The 18,467-nt window shown below is 43.7% G+C and carries 13 protein-coding genes and 1 pseudogene; 12 read left to right on the top strand and 2 right to left on the bottom strand.

The window, feature by feature from the left end; translation table 11 throughout:
* Positions 1-165: 165 nt before the first annotated feature.
* Positions 166-831: a uracil-DNA glycosylase gene (locus BLS16_RS13280; RefSeq protein WP_092333981.1), complete on the bottom strand. Its 666-nt coding sequence runs from the start codon at positions 829-831 to the stop codon at positions 166-168.
* 327 nt (positions 832-1,158) lie between these two features.
* Positions 1,159-1,578, bottom strand: coding sequence for a VOC family protein (locus tag BLS16_RS13285; protein ID WP_092333983.1), 420 nt, complete (start codon positions 1,576-1,578; stop codon positions 1,159-1,161).
* 134 nt (positions 1,579-1,712) lie between these two features.
* Between BLS16_RS13285 and BLS16_RS13290 the strand changes: the two genes are divergently transcribed.
* From BLS16_RS13290 to BLS16_RS13345, 12 genes and pseudogenes are all read left to right on the top strand, one after another.
* Entirely contained in the window at positions 1,713-3,008 is a 1,296-nt protein-coding gene (locus BLS16_RS13290) for a metallophosphoesterase family protein (protein ID WP_092333985.1), read from the top strand.
* A complete protein-coding gene (locus BLS16_RS13295; protein WP_092333987.1) occupies positions 3,005-6,619 on the top strand; it encodes an AAA family ATPase in 3,615 nt (1,204 codons plus the stop codon). Before BLS16_RS13290 ends, BLS16_RS13295 begins: the two co-directional genes overlap by 4 nt.
* 403 nt (positions 6,620-7,022) lie before the next feature.
* A complete protein-coding gene (locus tag BLS16_RS13300; protein ID WP_092333989.1) occupies positions 7,023-7,799 on the top strand; it encodes an IclR family transcriptional regulator in 777 nt (258 codons plus the stop codon).
* Positions 7,800-8,115: 316 nt separating this feature from the next.
* Positions 8,116-9,366 (top strand): (Fe-S)-binding protein, encoded by a 1,251-nt coding sequence (locus BLS16_RS13305; RefSeq protein ID WP_092333991.1) that lies wholly within the window; start codon positions 8,116-8,118, stop codon positions 9,364-9,366.
* A 136-nt stretch (positions 9,367-9,502) separates the two neighbouring features.
* Positions 9,503-10,807 (top strand): FAD-binding oxidoreductase, encoded by a 1,305-nt coding sequence (locus BLS16_RS13310; protein ID WP_092333993.1) that lies wholly within the window; start codon positions 9,503-9,505, stop codon positions 10,805-10,807.
* 18 nt (positions 10,808-10,825) lie between these two features.
* Complete coding sequence (locus tag BLS16_RS13315) at positions 10,826-12,202, top strand: FAD-binding oxidoreductase (RefSeq protein WP_092333995.1); 1,377 nt, start codon at positions 10,826-10,828, stop codon at positions 12,200-12,202.
* A gap of 334 nt (positions 12,203-12,536) precedes the next feature.
* Positions 12,537-12,847: pseudogene (locus BLS16_RS13320) on the top strand (cupin domain-containing protein).
* A 331-nt stretch (positions 12,848-13,178) separates the two neighbouring features.
* Positions 13,179-14,447, top strand: coding sequence for an ATP-grasp domain-containing protein (locus tag BLS16_RS13325; RefSeq protein WP_092333997.1), 1,269 nt, complete (start codon positions 13,179-13,181; stop codon positions 14,445-14,447).
* Positions 14,448-14,606: 159 nt separating this feature from the next.
* The gene (locus BLS16_RS13330; RefSeq protein WP_092333999.1) at positions 14,607-14,894 is read left to right on the top strand and encodes a hypothetical protein; all 288 of its coding nucleotides are present in this window, start codon (positions 14,607-14,609) and stop codon (positions 14,892-14,894) included.
* A 66-nt stretch (positions 14,895-14,960) separates the two neighbouring features.
* A complete protein-coding gene (locus tag BLS16_RS13335) occupies positions 14,961-15,854 on the top strand; it encodes a succinate--CoA ligase subunit alpha (protein ID WP_092334001.1) in 894 nt (297 codons plus the stop codon).
* Positions 15,855-15,929: 75 nt separating this feature from the next.
* On the top strand, positions 15,930-16,814 hold the full coding sequence (locus BLS16_RS13340; protein ID WP_014901189.1) for an HpcH/HpaI aldolase/citrate lyase family protein: 885 nt from the start codon (positions 15,930-15,932) through the stop codon (positions 16,812-16,814).
* A 108-nt stretch (positions 16,815-16,922) separates the two neighbouring features.
* Positions 16,923-18,179, top strand: coding sequence for an NAD(P)-dependent malic enzyme (locus tag BLS16_RS13345; RefSeq protein ID WP_092334003.1), 1,257 nt, complete (start codon positions 16,923-16,925; stop codon positions 18,177-18,179).
* The last annotated feature ends 288 nt before the right edge of the window (positions 18,180-18,467 follow it).

An 18,467-nucleotide genomic window follows, 5' to 3' on the forward strand; every position in this document is an offset into this window, starting at 1 on the left:
CCGTGTTTTTCTATGTTATTCCGTGTATGCGACAACCCCAGCGGTATCACTTTTCTACCGCTGGGGTTTCTCATGAGCTTAACTTAATGACATTGGCCTTGAGGGGAGTATATCAATTTATCGAAGGTTCTAGAAATAATTAAAAGTCTGAACTGCCGTGGTGAATTAATCGATTTGCCAGTCAATCGGCACTCTATTCTTTGAAATCAAGAAGTTATTGGTGCGTGAAAAGGGTTTGCTGCCAAAAAAACCTCTACTGGCAGATAAGGGGCTGGGGTGTGCTGATTCGATGATCAAATGCTGGGAATTAGTAATAAGGTTCTTTTTAGACCGAGCATTATTACCCCATAAGATAAAGACCACAGGATCAGATTTCTCATTGACCAAGGAAATAATTCGGTCGGTAAAAATTTCCCAACCTTTGTTTTGATGGGAATTTGGTTTGCCTGCTTCAACAGTAAGTGAAGTATTAAGCAGTAATACCCCTTGGTCTGCCCATTTTTTCAGACTGCCATGCTGAGGGATTTGGCAGCCCAGGTCGGATTGGAGTTCCTTAAAAATATTCTGAAGTGATTTTGGAAAGGGTACTCCAACATTGACGGAAAAACTAAGCCCCATCCCTTGGCCGATATTAGGATAGGGGTCTTGTCCTAAAATGACTGTCTTAGTATTTTCATAAGAGGTATATACTAACGCATTAAATACATCGTCCTTCTTCGGAAAAATTTGCTTATGGCGATATTCGCTTTTTACCCATTCAAGGAGCTGAATATAGTAATCCTTTTTGATTTCCTCGTCGAGTAGTCTTTTCCAATCAGCTTGAACTGTCATTTGGTTATTAATCCCTCCTCTATGTCCCCGCCACTTCGGCTAACTTTTTTATAACACAAAGGAAAAGGGGTAGCAACAGGTGCAGCCCCTTTTCCTTTGTGTTAATTTATTCTGTTTTCACTGAGCGGAATTTGTAGGGGATCGGGATGGGGCGCATCGCCCATAGCAAGTGCGGCATTGTCCAACAGGATCTCCTGCTGGTTTTTCTCATCAGATTAAACAGAAGACCCTGCTGATAGTAGTAATCCTCATCAACTCTGTGATTCCAATGATCTGCTGCACAGGATATACTATATCTTAGAGGCGCTTAGTTTTTATGAAGGGTCATTACTTTACCATGCAGGAAACTTGCCACTGTACTCCATATTTATCGGTAAACTTTCCGTATAAGGGACTAAAGAAGGTTTCCTGCAACTCCATTTCTATAGTGCCGTCCTCAGACAATACTTCGAAAACGCTCTTTGTTGCTTCTTTGCTATCAAACTCCAAGGAGAAAGAAATATTATTCCCCGTATTATAAGGGTTGCCGGGAAAGGTATCTGAGAAACGTATGACATGACCATCTTTTCTTAGTTCGGCATGCATAACGAGATTCTTGACCTGCTCGGGGATTGGAAATGCTGGATTTGGTGGAGCGTCAGCAAAATGCAAGATTTGAGTTTCTCCCCCTAAAGCTGCTTGATAGAAGTTGACGGCTTCTTCGCAGTTGCCATTAAAAACAAGGTACGGTATTAACCAATCACTCATTTTAAGACCCTTCTTTCGTTTATTGTCCATTATATTATGCTCAGTACTGATTCCAATAATGCCCACAAGTTTTTGTCTGGGACATGCTCTATAATGAGAACATTAGAGAAAAGTGTGAAAGGGGTAAGAAACCCATGAGGATTTTACATACATCAGATTGGCACTTGGGGCGTACCCTCGAAGGGCGTAGCCGGTTTGATGAGCAAGTCGCCTTTATTGATGAATTATCCGGTATCGTTGAGGACAATGCCGTGGATCTTATTCTGATTGCCGGAGATATTTTTGATACTGTTAACCCCCCAGCTGCAGCGGAAGAACTTTTTTACGAAGCATTGAATCGATTGTCTGCCGGAGGGAGGCGTGGGATAGTTGCAATCGCAGGAAATCACGATAACCCTGAACGACTTTGTGCAGCCAGCCCTTTAGCTGTGCGACAGGGAATAACCTTATATGGTCTTCCGAAAGAGGTGCTTTTGCCCAGCCCCAGGATGTTTACCCAACTGAACCCAGGAGAGGGTTCAATTGTTAGAAGAGCTGCGGCAGGTCAAGGCTGGATGGAGTTAGCTATTCCTAATTGCCCGCCAACTATTGTGGCTATGCTGCCCTATCCTTCGGAATCCCGGCTCAATGAGGTCTTAAGTGAAAGTTTAGATGAAAAAATCCTGCGGGAAGAATACTCTAAGCGTGTTCAACAACTATTCACCACCTTTGCTCAGCATTTTCGTCCGGATGCGGTTAATCTGGGGATAAGTCATCTTTTTGCGCGGGGGGGAGTAGAATCCGAATCAGAGCGGCCAATTCAACTGGGCAGTGCCCCTACAGTTGAAGTAAATGCTTTGCCGGTGGGGGCCCAATATGTTGCGCTTGGGCACTTGCACCGTGCCCAGTCTGTCAAAGGTGCCCCTATTCCAACTCGTTACTCGGGTTCGCCGCTGGCTTATAGCTTCTCTGAAACCGGCTATGCCAAATCTGTGGTTTTAATCGAAGCCTATCCCGGTCAAGAGGTAACAACTCAGGAGATCTTCCTGCGTTCGGGATACCCTTTGGTCAAATGGCGGGCTAAAGAAGGGCTTGCTCAGGTACAGCAATGGATCGACGAAGGCAAGGATCTCAACGCTTGGATTGATTTAGAAGTCTTCGTGCCAAACGCGCTGCAAGCTCAAGATATACATAATCTGCGCCGGCAAAGAGAACGACTTATTAATATCCGTCCTGTTTTTCCGGAGACAGAGAAGATCGCTGCCGAGGCCCGTTCGAAGTTGCCTATCGACGAGCTTTTTCGCAAGTTCTATCAAGATCGTATGGGTGGAGCGGAACCGGAGCAAGAACTTGTTGCTATGTTTTTGTCATTGATTAACCTGGATAACAATGAGACAACTTCATTATCAGAGCAGCAAATTGTGGTCGATAAGGAGGCCGAGTCTGCATGAGACCCATTAAACTAAGGATAGCTGGCCTAAATAGCTTTAGGGAAGTACAAGAGATCGACTTTTCCAAACTATGTGAAACCGGTGTGTTTGGAATTTTCGGCGCAACCGGCAGTGGAAAATCGACGATTCTGGATGCAATTACTCTGGCTCTCTATGGTACTGTAGAACGAGCTGCTAATAATACCCAAGGGATACTTAACCACGCCGAAAACCTGCTCACGGTAGAATATAGTTTTTCCTTAGCCCTTGGGGATCAACGAAAGGTTTATCGTGCTGAGCGGGCCTATAAACGATCCGGAGATCGTACGGTTAAGGCCTCAACCTGCCGGCTTGTGGAACTAAGCGATGATGTTGAAACTGTGTTAGCCTCTAAGGCTGATGAAATGACGAAAATGATTGAGGGTGTATTGGGCCTTAATGTTGAGGATTTTACTCGAGCTGTTGTTCTTCCCCAAGGGAAATTTGCCGAGTTTCTCACCATTAAACCAAAAGATCGGAGATCAATGTTAGAACGACTGTTTTCCCTTGAAGCTTATGGCAGGGAATTATCCGCCCGACTTTCGGAACAACTGGAAAGTACAAAATACAATTTGAATGGTGTAGAACAACGCCAACAGGGGTTAGGAGACGCTTCGTCAGAACGAGTTATCGAAGCCGAAAAAGATTTAGAAAGCTCTGAGTCAAAGGCTAAGAGTATAACAGAAGACTTAAGAATTTTAAAACAACAATATGATGAAGCTAAGGAAGTCTGGAGGCTGCAAGAACAATTACACCAGCTAAAGGATACAGAGACTCGGCTTTTGGCGGAACAAGCAATCATTGACAACTATGCTGAGCGCTTAAGTCTGGCAGAACGTGCGGAATCAATCCGTTCACTGTTGGAAGAGATAGTATTCTCAGAGGCCCGATTTCAAGAGGCTCGTGGTCAAGCTGAAGATTCGGCGACAAAACTTAAGGCAGCCAGGCTTGATAAGGAAAAGGCAGAAAGTATGTGGTTGGAGTCAAGCCAAAAACGTCAAGCTACAGAGCCCCTCTGCCTGCGCAGGCTTGAGCAGCTGGAACAAGCTAAAGGCCTAGAAATTGATATCCAAACCAGGCAAGGAAGGTTGAATCAAACCCGTCTTGACTATAGTAAACATGAACGAATTCGTAAGGATTTAGAAAATAAAATCAGAGCCGTAAATGATAGAAAAACAGTCCTGCAAAAACAATTAAAAGATAACAAAGAAGAGATTAATCGACTTACGGTAGATCCCCAGCAGCGGAGGAGAGTTAATGGATCTGCTCAAGCCCTGGAAAGCTATGATATAGTTTTTAAGCAAGCCGAAGATCTTCAAAAAGATTTAGACAAAAACCTCTTAGAAATGAAAGAACGTCAATTTGAATTGAATGACTCTCGGAGAGAAGTGCTTGCCGCCCAGAAAACAGTTGAGCAGCTTAAAGAGGTACTGAATCGCTTGCTTCAAGACCCGCCATTCCGTGAGGAGATCCTAAGTGAACAGGCTCAACGCTTAGAACGTGATCGGCATATAATTGTCAATATTGAACGGAGTGAGAGGGAAGAAGCTGTCGAACTGGAGCGGCTGCAAATCATCAGAGAAGATATCCGAAAAATAGAAGATGAAGTTGTTGCTAAGGAACAGGAGCAGCGACAGATCTCTCAAGCCCTTCAGAATGCCAAGGAGTATGTAGAATTAAGAAGAGTTGAAGTTCAGACATTTGAACAAGAAAACCTGGCAAGCAGACTGGCTAAGAATCTGGTAGGAGGAGAGATGTGTCCGGTTTGTGGTTCAACTCACCATCCCCAGCCTGCCAAAGAGTTGGTTGACGAGAGGTTGGACAAGGCGAGAATTGCCCTTGAAAAAGCTGCAAATGATCTTCAGGCCTTAGAGGAGAAAAGCCAGAAATGGGCGACCGAACTTGCGGTAACCAAGGCCCGCTTATCCTCGAATAAGGGTGTAGAGCAGAATCAGGTTAATCTTGTAGCGGAAAAGCAGCACTCCTTGGCTGCCTATCGAGGGGAATTGACGGAGGCTGATGGCTTAAAAACCATCCAAGATCTTAAACTACAATTAGCTGAACAAGAATTAATTCTAGCGGCTCATCGCAAGGCTTTTAGCCAGTGGAAAGCAGATCAAGAGCAGTGGGGCCGAAAGTTGGATGATGCTCAGAGCCAAATGGTTGAAAGAGAGAAAAAGCAAAATAATATAAATGCCCAGATTGCATCTTTAGAAGGAGTAAGCCAAGACATTCAGAATCGCTTAATCAAAGTGTCTGAAGAACAGGTAAAGCGGAAAGAGATTTTGGACAATTTGCGCGGGGAGATTGCTATAAGCGAAATTTCCCGGTTGCAAAATCAGTACTTAAATTGGGATCAGATGCTGGGTACTTTAAGTAAAACAATGGCTGGTCTTGAGGAAGAGCTGAGAAAAGCTGATGAGGTTCAGGAGCAGTTTGATCAGGAAAAAATTAATTGTGAGTTGGAACTTCAGAATTTAACAACTATTGGCATTGAGGCGGCCCGGAATTTGGCGGAGCTCCAGAAGAAGTGTGATGATCTAACTGGTGGCAAGAATGCCGCTGATCTCCTTGATCAAGTTAAACAAGAATTATCTCATGTAACAGAATCAGAAGAAGCCCTTAGAAAACTATCTGAAAAGGCTAAAGAAATCTGGACTCAAGCAGAACAGACTCAGGCAGTTAGCCTTAAAACCTTGGAATTATCTCGTGAAGGATTAAAGACCGCCCAGGACAGACTTGACCAAGGCCTCCGGACAGCACAATTCAGGTCCCTGGAAGAGGCAAAAAATGCTTTATGTCCGGATTCCGAACGGCAGAATATGGAGCAAGCCATCACTGCCTATCGTCAAAATGTTCTGCTCAATAAGCAAAAACGAATAGATGTGGAAGAATCACTTAAGGAACGAATTCTACTTCCGGAAGAGTGGCTTGCTTGGCCTATTCGCGTCAAAGCACTTGAACAGGCTTATACTGAAGCAATTGAGAGACGAGGTGCCAATCTGCAAAGGTTGGAGAAGCTGAAAGTTACCCATGAGGAATGGATGAACCTAGAACGTCAGCGTAAAACTCTAGCTCATCGTCATAATTTACTGAAAAACTTGCAGGGTGTTTTCAAAGGGAATGCCTTTGTGGAGTTCATTGCTCAAGAACAATTAACCAATGTTTCCATAGATGCCTCGGAGCGGTTAAGGCAGTTAACCAACCAACGTTATGCCTTGGAAGTTGATTCTGAGGGAGGATTTATCATGCGTGATGATGCTAATGGAGGAGTGCGCAGGCCTGTAAGCAGTCTATCCGGCGGGGAGACTTTCCTCACAGCTCTTGCCCTAGCCTTGGCTCTATCTACCCAAATTCAGCTTCGCGGTGAATCACCGTTGGAATTCTTCTTCCTTGACGAAGGCTTCGGAACTCTGGATGCCGATCTTCTGGAAACAGTTATGAATATTTTAGAGAAACTTCACTTGCAGAGTCTAAACATCGGTATAATCAGCCATGTACCGGAGTTGAAGAACCGCCTTTCGCGCCGGTTGGTTCTTACCCCTGCTGAGGCCGGCGGGGTTGGCAGCAAGGTGAAGCTGGAGATGGCCTAATTAGGTTGCTTGGGGGGCCCGTGTGAAAAATTGACCCCAAAAATTCAAAGTGTTATTTCTATTAAAAGCGGTCTGTTTCCACTATCGAAGTAAAGTGGAAACAGACCGCTTTCGCTTTGATGTTATAGAAATGAAATGTGGAAAAGTGAAACCAAAGACTAACAAGATTTAAACAACATCCTGATTTAATTGAGACTGTTTATGGGTATAAGATAAGAGTAAAATAAAAATCTGAATATATGATTAACCATAAGAGTTTTTGCTTAAATTTGAAAATTTAGGGTATTGACTAAAGTCAATAAAAAGTTCATACTAGCCTAGAGAGTAAAACATAGTTTTATATACTGAAACCAATTTTTTATCTATTATTGGTAATTAGTGATAATGAAATGGAGGCCTACCCATGGCAGAGAAATATGTGCAAACACTTGAGCGATCACTAGATGTTCTAGAAGTATTAGCTCACGCAGAAGAGCCTTTAGGAGTCACAGAAATTGGAACCCGCATTAGTTTGCATAAGAGTACAGTTCATCGAATTTTGCAAACCTTATGTCATAGGGGTTATGTCGAGAGGAAAAAAGACAGTGAGCGATATCAATTAGGTATTAAAATTATTGAATTAGGAATACGATTCTTTAACGATTTAGAAATCCGTAAAGTAGCTGCCCCTGTTCTGGGTGACTTAGTAAAAGTGTTAGATGAAGTCGTTCATTTGGTTCTTCCCGATGATGGAGAAATTGTTTATATCGATCGGGCAGAGACTTCTCAAGTTGTAAGTATGCATTCTAAGGTAGGGCGAAGAGCTCCCATGCATTGTACAGCAGTTGGGAAGGCGTTGCTTTCCACCATGCCTGAAGAGGAAGTACGTCATATTCTGGAGCTTAAAGGTATGACTAGGTATACACCTAATACAATTACTGATCCAGAGACCTTGTTAGTAGGCTTAAGAACTATCCGAGAAAGCAAAATATCGATTGAGAAGGAAGAAAATGAAATCGGTATAATCTGCTTAGGGACACCAATCTTTGATTATTCAGGGCGGGCGATCGGCGCAATTAGTGTATCTGGACCTGCCAGCAGGATTAATGAAAAAGGGATTGAGTGGATTGGGGAGGAATTGAAATCCTCCGGACAACTTATATCAGCTAAGTTAGGATTCGACTTCTTCCAAAAGTCATGACCGATTTTTTGTTAAAATTCAGAATCCGTCATAATTCACAAATAACTTAAATTGTTTGAAAGTTTCCTATTGACGATTTACTCAGATAGAGCAATAATATAACCATAAGTTTTCGAAACATTGTTTCAATTAGTGAAACGCTATCGAAAGTTAGCAGAAAAGGGGGGGCAACATTCAAAGTATCAAGTCAATAGGTTATAATTACTTCAGGTCTTGGTGAACTTACTCACAAGCTTAAGGCAAATAATCAATCTCTTTCCGAAGGGATGGGGCTGGAGGCCATGGGTAAAAACGCTTAAACAAAGGGGGAAGATCAGTGGGAGTTTTGGCAGACGTATATGAAATGCTCAACACGTGTAACAAATGTGGTGGCTGCCACACAGCTTGCAAGACCTATAAGCTGACTGGGTTAGAGACAATGGTGGCACGCGGAAGAATCCAGCTCATCAAAGCCGTCGCCGATGGAAAATTAGAACCTAATCAAGAGTATGAAGATGCTATCATGAGCTGTCTGTTGTGCGGAGAATGTGCAGTCACTTGTCCAAACGGTGTACATGGTAATGAACTGGTTATGGCCGCGCGACGAGATCTCAAACTCAGAAAAGGAATTACACCTTTCGCCAAGTCTTTTGCTTTAAAAACTCTGGCAAGTCCGAAGAGATTAGGTATGGGATTCCGTCTTTTCGGAGGAGTGGGCAAAAGTGTCCTCAATAAACTTGATGGAATGGATTATTTTCGGGGTATTGATATTCGAAACTTCCCTACTGCCAAAAAACAATTTTTGGAGCAGGTTCCGGAGAGGATTAAGGTGCAAAATCCGAAGCATAAAGTCGGATTTTATGTGGGATGTTTTCTCAATTACTCCTTAGACCAAACCGCCCATTCTGTTGTTAAAGTGTTAACTAAAAATGACTGTGAAGTTATTATTCCCAAGGACCAAGTGTGCTGCGGTCTTCCGCAATATTGCTATGGTGACTTCGAAACAGCGAAAAGTAATGCCCGCCAAACTATTAATACTTTTTTAGATAAGTATAGCGATGCCGAAGTTGTTCTCTCCGCCTGCGCGTCCTGTGCTTCAATGCTTAAACATGATTATCTGAAGCTCTTCGCCGATGAGCCCTCCTATCTACCGAAAGTCAAATTATTTTGTGAAAAAGTGGTTGAGTTTTCAGAATATATGGATAAAATTGGTGTCAATCAGAGCGAACTTCATAATTCAAGTCCTCTAACAGTCACCTATCATGACCCTTGCCATATGGTTCGGGGGCTTAAGGTAACCAAGCAGCCACGGCAATTGCTGCAAATGATTCCTCGGGTTGAGTATAAGGAAATGTTTGAAGCCAACCGTTGTTGCGGGGCAGCCGGCTTAGTGCAAGCCTTCTTCCATGAGGTATCAACAGATATCACAGATCAGAAGACACAAAACATCAAGGATACCAATGCAGATTTGGTGGCTACAAGTTGCCCGGCTTGCATGTTGAGACTTCAAGGCGGCATAAACAAAGCTGGCCAAAAACAAAAGGTTATGCATGTTGCCGATTTAATGGCTAAAGCTTACGAAGACTAATTGAACCCCAGAAAAGCTACTTATATATATGGTCTGACCATTACATCTGATCATGGTCTGACCGAAAATCGAAAAATTCCCTTTGCGGAACATGCTGACCGCAAGTTCTAGTAAATGAGTGGAAGGGCGGGTAGTCATGAGTAACGTCAATATCAGTAAGTTAAAGGAGATTGTCGGTGAGGCCAATGTCATCGATTCCTCTTCAGAAATGGCTAAATATCTAAAAGGTCCAGGTAAGCCTGCAGTTGTCGTCTTACCAGGGAAGACTTCAGAAGTTTCGAGTATCGTCAAACTGGCTAATGAGCAGAATGTGAAGTTAGCGGTAGGAGGGGCAGTCGTTAATACCCAGGGGATTACGGGTGGAATCGCCATGGTTATGTCCCGAATGAACCAAATTGTGGAAATGGATAAACTGAACCTTGTAGCCATCGTCGAGCCGGGACTTCTTCATAAAGATTTTATTCTTAAAGTTGCGGAAACCGGATTAAACTTTCCGCCGGAGCCCTATGAAGTTGAAACCAGTTCGGTTGGAGGTTGCTTCTCAATCGGAGATTCTGATTCTAAATCCTTTGAATATGGCCCGACTCGGACCTTCCTTTTGGGATTTGAAATGGTTCTCCCCACAGGGGAAATCTTGGAGATCGGAAATAAATGTATTAAGAACGTTTCCGGTTTGGATTTCATCCACTTTGCTGTCGGAAGTCAAGGAACCTTTGGAATCTTTACCAAACTTCTGGTGAAGCTCTTACCTCAACCGGAAGCTAAAAAAGCAGTGATTGGCACCTTTGCATCCCTGCATAAGGCGAATGCAACTTTTAATACCCTGATTAAACGGAACGTGCATCCCACCCGGATGAATCTCATTAATGCATCCTTTGCCAAAATTGCCAAACCCGGAACAGAAGGACAGCTTGTGATCATTGACTTGCAAGGATTTAAAGAGTCGGGCAAAAACATCGCTAATGAAGTTGCCTCAGTTCTTACCTTGGCTGGAGGCTTTGATGTAAAGATCATTGAGGATGCGGTTGAGTATGATGAAGTGATTAATGGCTGGCTTAAAGTTCGCGCTGAACTTAATGCAAAACCGGAGCGAACCGTGGAGTTCGTGGTTGGCCCGATGAAAATGCCTCAAGCCTTGGCTCAGCTCGAAGCTCTTACAGGGGATCTGGGAGCTTATCCTGGCATAATTGTCGAAGGACTTCTTGGATATGTTGGTTTAGCTCTGCCCGAGGGAACGGAAAAACTTGCTCTTGCCACGAAAGTGAATAAATTGGCCATGTCCCTGGGCGGGAACGTGAAGGGCCTCTTGGGTCATAAGCTCAAAGCTGAAGTATATAATGATGCGGAAATGTGGAAGCAAACCACAAGTTTGCTCAATGAACTGCGTCAGCAATTTGACCCCAAAGGGATTCTCAGTCCCGGGGTAAGTCTAGAGGCTTAAGAAGAAGGAGGTCTGAATATGTTAAGCCAAACGGTTGTTAAGCGGTTGAAGGAAATTGTTGGGGAGAAGAACGTGGTTACGGACAAAGTTGGCCTGTTGACCTATGGCTATGACGGCACGTTATTATCCGGTGAAGCCTTAGGAGTGGTTTCGCCTACAACAACGGATCAAGTTGTGGAAATCGTCAAATTGATGAACGAACATGATATTAAACTTGTTCCCCGGGGTGCCGGCACGAATGAGAGCGGTGGAACAATTCCTTCTCAAGAAGCTATTGTGATTAGTTTTACTAAAATGACTAAAATCCATGAAATAGATACTGAAAACTTTGTTGCAGTCGTTGAGCCGGGAGTGATCAATTTTGACCTTCAAGTTGAACTTGCCAAGCAAAATTTCTATTTCCCTCCCGATCCTTCCTCCTTTAAGGCCTCGACAATAGGAGGGAACCTAGGTGAATGCTCCGGTGGGCCAAAATGTTTTAAATACGGGGTTACCCGGGATTATATGTTGGGTCTGGAAGTCGTTCTCCCCAATGGCAAAGTCATTCAAACCGGGGGGCGTAATTTCCAAAGTGAGCCGGGTTATGATTTGACTCGCATCATTGTTGGCTCGGAAGGAATCCTAGGTTTGGTCACTAAGGTTTTCGTCCGTATCTTACCGATACCCAGAGCCAAGAAAACCATGCTGGCTCTTTACGACAAAGTTGAGGATGCTTCGCAAACTGTTGCCGACATTGTTGCTGCCGGTATTATTCCGACAACCCTGGAATTGATGGATAATTTGCTGATCAATACCACTGAGGACTTTACCCATGCCGGACTTCCCCGTGATGCTGGCGCGGTTCTCATTATTGAGGTTGATGGCTATCCGGAAGATATGGACGAACAAGTCAAGACGATTGGGGAAATCGCCAGCAAAATTGCCAAAGAATTTAAAGTTGCGCAAACAGCAGTTGAAGTGGATCAAATATGGACTTCAAGGCGCAGTGCTTTCGGATCTGTGGCTCGCGTTAGGCCATCCTATGGTGTTAACGATATTACCGTTCCGAGGAGCAATTTCCCCAAAGCCATTGGGGGAGTCCTTAAAGTAGCCAAAGATTTTGGCGTGACCATCGGAGTTGTGGCCCATGCCGGTGACGGAAATCTTCATCCCCTAATTCTTTTCGATCAACGGAATAAAGAGGAAACTGAAACCGTTCATAAAGCTGAACAGGCGCTCTGTATGATGGCCCTTGATCTGGAAGGTACTATAAGTGGTGAGCACGGAATCGGACTCGTCAAGAAGAAGTATCTTGATAAGGAGTTTACACCCGCTGCCATGGAAGCTTTTAGAAAGATTAAGAGAAGCTTTGATCCTACCAATCGCTTTAACCCAGGGAAGATCATTGACCTATAAAGTTATGAGTAGTTTATAGGTATCCAGGAATTTCGATCTATAAACAAGAAGACTTATTGGTTGACGTTTGGACCCTGCCCTAGTGTACATTACTACTAGGGCAGGGCCTCCAAGGCCGCTGTGACAAGGAAACTGAACTTTGAGAGTGAATTGAAACCGAGAAGAAGGACATACTAGACAAAGCTTCGAAGGGTATATTTTCATCCTAGCTACAATGACAGATTTGTTATTCTTATTTGAGTTATCCTTTATTAAGGAGAACGCAAATAACGTAAACAAAATGATGACTGAATATTCTCATATTGAACAATTGAACGGTAATGGAGGAGGAAATATGGAAAACAGGGTGTTTAATCTTAAAGATTTAGCCCAATTCGACCCCAATGCCCCCCAAAAAGTACTGGTTTATCAATCGGATAAAACGTTAGGTGCTATGTGGTGCTTAGAGCCGGGTCAAGAAGTGTTTCTTCATCAACACCCTAATGCCGATGATGTATGGGTTTGCCTCAAGAAATCGAAATCAAAAAGGGAATGGCAATCTTAGCTAAGGCTGGCCAAACACATGGTATGAGAAATACTGGTACAGATCGCTTTGTATTTATTGGAATTGCCGGGCCGGTACCGGTAGAGACGGTTAAGCTGTGAAAAATATATTTTCGAAAAATCAGCAAATAATCGGTTGACTAATCAGTAAATAAGATAGATAATGGTGTTAAGGGAAAATGAAACTGAGTTTCACAATATGAAACAAAGAATTATTGGTTTTCCGGTTACATTATTTAAAGATTAATACGATGCTTGGGAAGCAGGATCCTCATAAGGCCCCTCAGACCTTGTGTAAAACTTAATGGAAGGGAGGGAAATTCTCTTTTCATTTGAGTGTATTCAAAATACAAAATGCATGTGTCTAGTAGATCGGCTAACTCTTGAGACAACCTGAATAGTTGCGAAAATTTCATTATGGAAGTGATAACGTATGGCAAAATTTCTAGAATTCCAGGGAAAAGAATGGCTTAGAAAATCAGGACTACCAGTACCACAAGGTCGAGTAGCATCCACTCCGGAAGAGGCCAAGAAGATTGCCGAGGAGATAGGCAAAGCCGTTGCTGTCAAAGGCCAAGTACAGGCTGGCGGACGTGGTAAAGCAGGGATTGTTAAATTAGTAAATACTCCTGATGAGGCAGCAGCTGCTGCAGCGGAAATTCTTGCTAAAAACATCGGAGGAAATCCTATTTTACAAGTTCTTGTTGAGGAAAAACTGGATATCCAAAAAGAGTATTATTGTTCCTTCGTAATCAATGGTGCAAGAGAAGCCCGTTCTCCCATGCTAATGTTTAGTGCTGAAGGCGGAATGGACATTGAAAGCGTTCCCGAAGAATTGCTCTTCAAAATTAACATTGATCCGATTAATGGACTTCAAACTTATGATGCAGTAGATGTATGTGCACGGGCAGGTATTCCTGCTCAGGATCTAAGTAAGTTTGCGAGTTTTCTATCAAAGCTATCCCAAACCTATAAGAAGTTAGATTGCCAAACCCTGGAGATCAATCCCTTTGTAATGACGGGCAGCGGTAATTTAGTCTGTGCCGATTGCAAAATGGAGATTGATAACAGCTCAGTTGGGCGTCATCCCGAATTCGGCATCAAGATTGCTCGGGATCTGCCCGGTGCTCCTACGGAGTTAGACCTTATTGGCTGGAGCATCGAAGAAACCGATGCCCGCGGAACCGGCTTCCTCATGAATATGGGTTATGACGAAGTAAGTCCCGGTTATATCGGCTATCACCCCATTGGTGGTGGTTCAGCAATGATGGGTTTAGATGCCTTGAATCAGGTAGGCCTTAAACCAGCCAACTATGCTGACACCAGTGGAAACCCTGTGGGTTCGAAAATTTATCGGGTTGCTAAGTGTGTTCTTTCTCAGCCCAACATTGATGGTTATCTCCTCGGCGGATTTATGATGGCCAACCAAGAGCAATGGCATCATGCCCATGCTATCGTTAAAGTACTCAGGGAGATTCTACCGACTCAAAAACCAGGGCTGCCTTGCGTATTGCTGCTCTGCGGGAACAGGGAAGATGAATCACTGGAAATTTTAAGAGATGGTCTCGCTGATCTTATGACTCCTGATGGCCCGGGTAAGAGAATCGAGATTTACGGTAAACAGTATGTAACGGATACGAAATTCATTGGACAAAGACTTTTAGCTCTTAGTCAAGAATACAGAGCTGAAAAAGAATCTTAAAGAAAACTAGGCTAGCGCCCGAAGACACTGTCTTCGCAAGAATTATGTTTCTTGCAGCCTACAGGCGTAGGCGATCGCCTTAGTTGCACTTATGCGCCAGAAAGTATGAAACTGAAAGTTATACTTTCTGAAATAGTACAAGGAAAGTAGGGGAACCTTATGCTGGAATTCGCAGAAAAAAGTCTGACAGTTAAGATCGATACCAGCAAGTGTGATACGTGCGAGACAAAAGCATGTGCCGAGGCGTGCAAAAAGTTCGCTAGAGGATTGCTTGGAATTGACGACAAAGGTAAAGCTTCAGTTGCACATCGCGATGCGGAAGAAGTTTTGCGCCTGGGAACTGAATGTTTAGCATGTGAACTCGCTTGTAAGACCAAAGGTAACAATGCCATAACCATTGAGGTTCCGGTTAAGGGTTTGGATGAGTACCTTGCAAAACGTAAATAGATAGATCTATTGGGTAGATTGGTATTGTGAATTTAAACGAAGCAAAATGTTAAATGAGGGATAAAGATGGGCATTTTGATCAATAAGAGTACTAAGGTCATCGTCCAAGGGATTACAGGGCGTGAAGGATCCGTACGGACAAAGTACATGAAAGAATATGGTACCCAAGTAATTGGTGGAACCAGCCCGGGAAAAGCTGGAGAGCAAGTTCACGGTATACCGGTTTTTAACACTGTCAAAGAGATCGCCCGTGAGCAAGGGGAAATTGACTTCAGCGTAATTTTTGTACCGGGGAAGATTTTGAAAACAGCCGTATTCGAAGCAGTTGACGCAGGAGTTAAAAATATTATTCCTTGCGTTGAGGGCACTCCTATCCACGATATTATGGAGATGATTGCCTACGCTAAATCTAAAGGGTCAAGGCTTCTTGGGCCAGGGTCAATTGGAATTATTACCCCGGGCGAGGCTGTTGTAGGTTGGCTTGGCGGCAATAAAGAATGGGCCAATAAATTCTTCCAAAGTGGAAATATTGGGGTATTCTCTCGCAGCGGCGGCCAATCAGGGACAATTCCTTGGTTGCTAAGAGAGGGAGGATTTGGAGTAAGTACCGTAATCCACACAGGCACAGAGCCAGTGTTGGGTACTTCCATGGCAGATTTACTTCCCTTATTCGAGGCAGACCCTGAAACTAAGGGTGTTGCGGTCTATGCGGAAATCGGAGGCACACAAGAGGAAGAGTGCGCAGAGGTTATAGCAGCCGGGAAATTCACAAAACCTTTCGTAATCTATGTAGCTGGCGCTTGGGCCCCTGCAGGAATGAGATTCTCCCATGCTTCTAATATCGTAGAGCGTGGACGCGGATCTGCTAAAAGTAAGATGGAAGCGATTACCAAGGCCGGGGGATTTGTAGCGGAAACTCCTACAGATATTCCCATCATCTTAAAAGAGAAAGTTAAATAGTAGAGATTTTTCATTAAACTTGCTATCCCTAGGGTAGAACCCTAGAAAATAAATAAAAAATAGGGGGTAATTCTAATGACAATTATGAGATCGGTTATGTATATTCCTGGAAACAATCCTAAAATGGTAGCTAAGGCTCCTGAATTCCCGGCTGATATTGTTACTTTAGACCTTGAGGATTCAGTTCCACCAGCGGAAAAAGAAGCTGCTCGTAAGATTGTTGCAGAAAACCTCAAATATGCTGCTCAAGGTGGCGCACAAGTATTCGTCCGGATTAATAACTGGGAAACTGAATTAACCAACGATGATTTAGAAGCTATTGTCCATGAAGGACTTCATGGAGTAACCTTGGCTAAAACCGGTTGTGCAGCTGATGTACAACGCTTAGATTGGAAATTAGAAGAGCTTGAGCGTCGCCGTGGTCTAGAAGTAGGCTCGGTTAAGATCTCAATGTTGCTTGAAACTGCTAAAGGTATCATTAATGCTGCAGAGTGCTGCTTAGCCAGCCCACGTAACGTCAATGCAATCTTTGGTGCTGTTGATTATTGCCGTGATATGCGTGTTAAACTTACCAACGAAGGTGTTGAGCAACAATATGGCCGCGCTCACGTAGCTGTTGCTTGCCGTGCTGCCAGAATTGTAGCAATCGATGCTCCTTTCGTTGACTTCAAGAATATTGAAGCTTTCGAGAGAAACGTTGCAGAAGGCCGCCAAATGGGTTATGAAGGCCGTATGATCATTCATCCAGGACAAATTGAGCCTTCCAACCGTATGTACTCCCCAGATCCAGCTGATGTTGAGTGGGCTACCGGCGTTGTTAAAGTCTTCGAAGAAGAAGGTATCGCTAAAGGTAAAGCTTCCGTTTCTTATAACGGCAAAATGGTTGATACCCCAGTATACTTAAATGCTAAAGATATCTTAGCTGCTCAAGCTGAGATCGATGCTAAAAACGCTCAGTAATAAATTGATGGTTTGTTTGGTTACCTCTTTCTAAACGGGGTAACCAAACAATTCTTAAAAAGTTATATCCGCTACTCGTAAACTAAAAGGTATGAAAGGGAGATGCATATGAGTCGCATTAAGAACCTTCGTGAGGAAGCCCTGGCTTTTCATGCAGCGAGACCAGGTAAACTCGAAGTAAGAGTAACATGCCCAGCTAGCGACAGAGATGACCTGACGCTCGCCTATTCTCCTGGAGTTGCTGAGCCTGTTAAAGAAATCGGAAAAGATCTTGAGAACCTTGATATTTATACAAACCATGCCAATTTTGTCAGCATTGTCTCCAACGGAACGGCTATTCTAGGACTTGGAGATCTTGGTGCAGCAGCCTCTATGCCTGTTATGGAGGGTAAAGCTCTTCTCTTTAAAACCTTTGGAGATGTGGATGCATTCCCGATTTGTGTTAATACCAAAGATGTTGACAAAATAATTGAGATCGTCGAATTGACAGCACCTACTTTCGGAGGTGTCAACTTAGAAGATATTAAAGCTCCTGAGTGTTTCCAAATTGAAGAAGGACTCAAAGCCCGTGGGATTTTTAAAGGACCTATTTTCCATGATGATCAGCACGGAACAGCAGTTGTTACCCTTGCTGGACTCTATAATGCACTTAAAGTTGTCGGCAAGAATATCGAAGATATTAAAGTCGTGGCTAATGGTGCAGGTGCGGCGGGAATTGCAATCATCAAGCTGTTGATGAGTGTAGGCCTCAAAAACGTTATCATGTGTGATACCAAAGGAGCAATTTACCAAGGCCGTACAGTAGGTATGAACCCATGGAAAGAACAAATTGCTGCGGCAACTAACCCAGAAAAATATAGCGGAGACCTTGCGGGAGCGTTGGTAGGTGCTGATGTCTTTATTGGAGTATCGGCTGCAGACGTTCTTAACGAAGAAATGATCAGATCAATGGCCAAAGATCCTATTGTCTTCTGTCAGGCAAACCCCATTCCTGAGATTTGGCCAATAGAAAGAGCTTTTGAGGCTGGCGCAGCTGTTATTTCTACAGGTCGCTCTGATGTAATAAATCAAATTAATAATGTATTAGCCTTCCCTGGTATGTTCCGTGGCGCTATTGATGTCAGAGCAACTGATATTAATGACGCCATGAAGATTGCAGCTGCAAAAGCAATTGCTGAGTGCGTCTCTGCGGAAGAGCTCAATGCTAACTTTATTATGCCTAGCACTTTGAATCCTGAAGTAGCTCCGGCTGTTGCAGCCGCAACGGCAAAAGCTGCTATCGAAAGTGGAATTGCGAGAAATCCTATTGAACCTGCCCTCGTAGCTGAAAACCTTAAGAAGAGACTTGCGAATCAATACAAATAAGAGTTTTTCTTAAGTCCAAAAAGGGCCCGCAAGGGCCCTTTTTGTTTTGTTGAGGGTATTGAATTTGCTGTTGACAGTAATAGCTGGTAAAATTGAGAGATTAACAATATGAGGATGAAAATGGGTCGCTCGGGTCGGGCAGCTTCTCTCACCTCCGTTCACTCAACACTCCGAGGCTCGCCCCCGCGCTGACCTAGGAGCTTCGCCAAACCTCAGGGTAATACCTGAGGTGAACCACTGGCTACGCTTCCCCAGGTCAGCTTTGTGGGCTTTACCGCCTCTCCGTGA

The organism is Desulfosporosinus hippei DSM 8344 (genome assembly GCF_900100785.1).
In the GTDB taxonomy this organism is placed as follows: Bacteria; Bacillota; Desulfitobacteriia; order Desulfitobacteriales; family Desulfitobacteriaceae; genus Desulfosporosinus; species Desulfosporosinus hippei.

Coding starts and splice junctions, on each gene's coding strand:
- BLS16_RS13280 (WP_092333981.1), bottom strand. CDS start 831: ATGACAGTTCAAGCTGATTGGAAAAGACTACTCGACGAGGAAATCAAA.
- BLS16_RS13310 (WP_092333993.1), top strand. CDS start 9,503: ATGAGTAACGTCAATATCAGTAAGTTAAAGGAGATTGTCGGTGAGGCC.
- BLS16_RS13295 (WP_092333987.1), top strand. CDS start 3,005: ATGAGACCCATTAAACTAAGGATAGCTGGCCTAAATAGCTTTAGGGAA.
- BLS16_RS13290 (WP_092333985.1), top strand. CDS start 1,713: ATGAGGATTTTACATACATCAGATTGGCACTTGGGGCGTACCCTCGAA.
- BLS16_RS13285 (WP_092333983.1), bottom strand. CDS start 1,578: ATGAGTGATTGGTTAATACCGTACCTTGTTTTTAATGGCAACTGCGAA.
- BLS16_RS13325 (WP_092333997.1), top strand. CDS start 13,179: ATGGCAAAATTTCTAGAATTCCAGGGAAAAGAATGGCTTAGAAAATCA.
- BLS16_RS13315 (WP_092333995.1), top strand. CDS start 10,826: ATGTTAAGCCAAACGGTTGTTAAGCGGTTGAAGGAAATTGTTGGGGAG.
- BLS16_RS13330 (WP_092333999.1), top strand. CDS start 14,607: ATGCTGGAATTCGCAGAAAAAAGTCTGACAGTTAAGATCGATACCAGC.
- BLS16_RS13335 (WP_092334001.1), top strand. CDS start 14,961: ATGGGCATTTTGATCAATAAGAGTACTAAGGTCATCGTCCAAGGGATT.
- BLS16_RS13340 (WP_014901189.1), top strand. CDS start 15,930: ATGACAATTATGAGATCGGTTATGTATATTCCTGGAAACAATCCTAAA.
- BLS16_RS13345 (WP_092334003.1), top strand. CDS start 16,923: ATGAGTCGCATTAAGAACCTTCGTGAGGAAGCCCTGGCTTTTCATGCA.
- BLS16_RS13300 (WP_092333989.1), top strand. CDS start 7,023: ATGGCAGAGAAATATGTGCAAACACTTGAGCGATCACTAGATGTTCTA.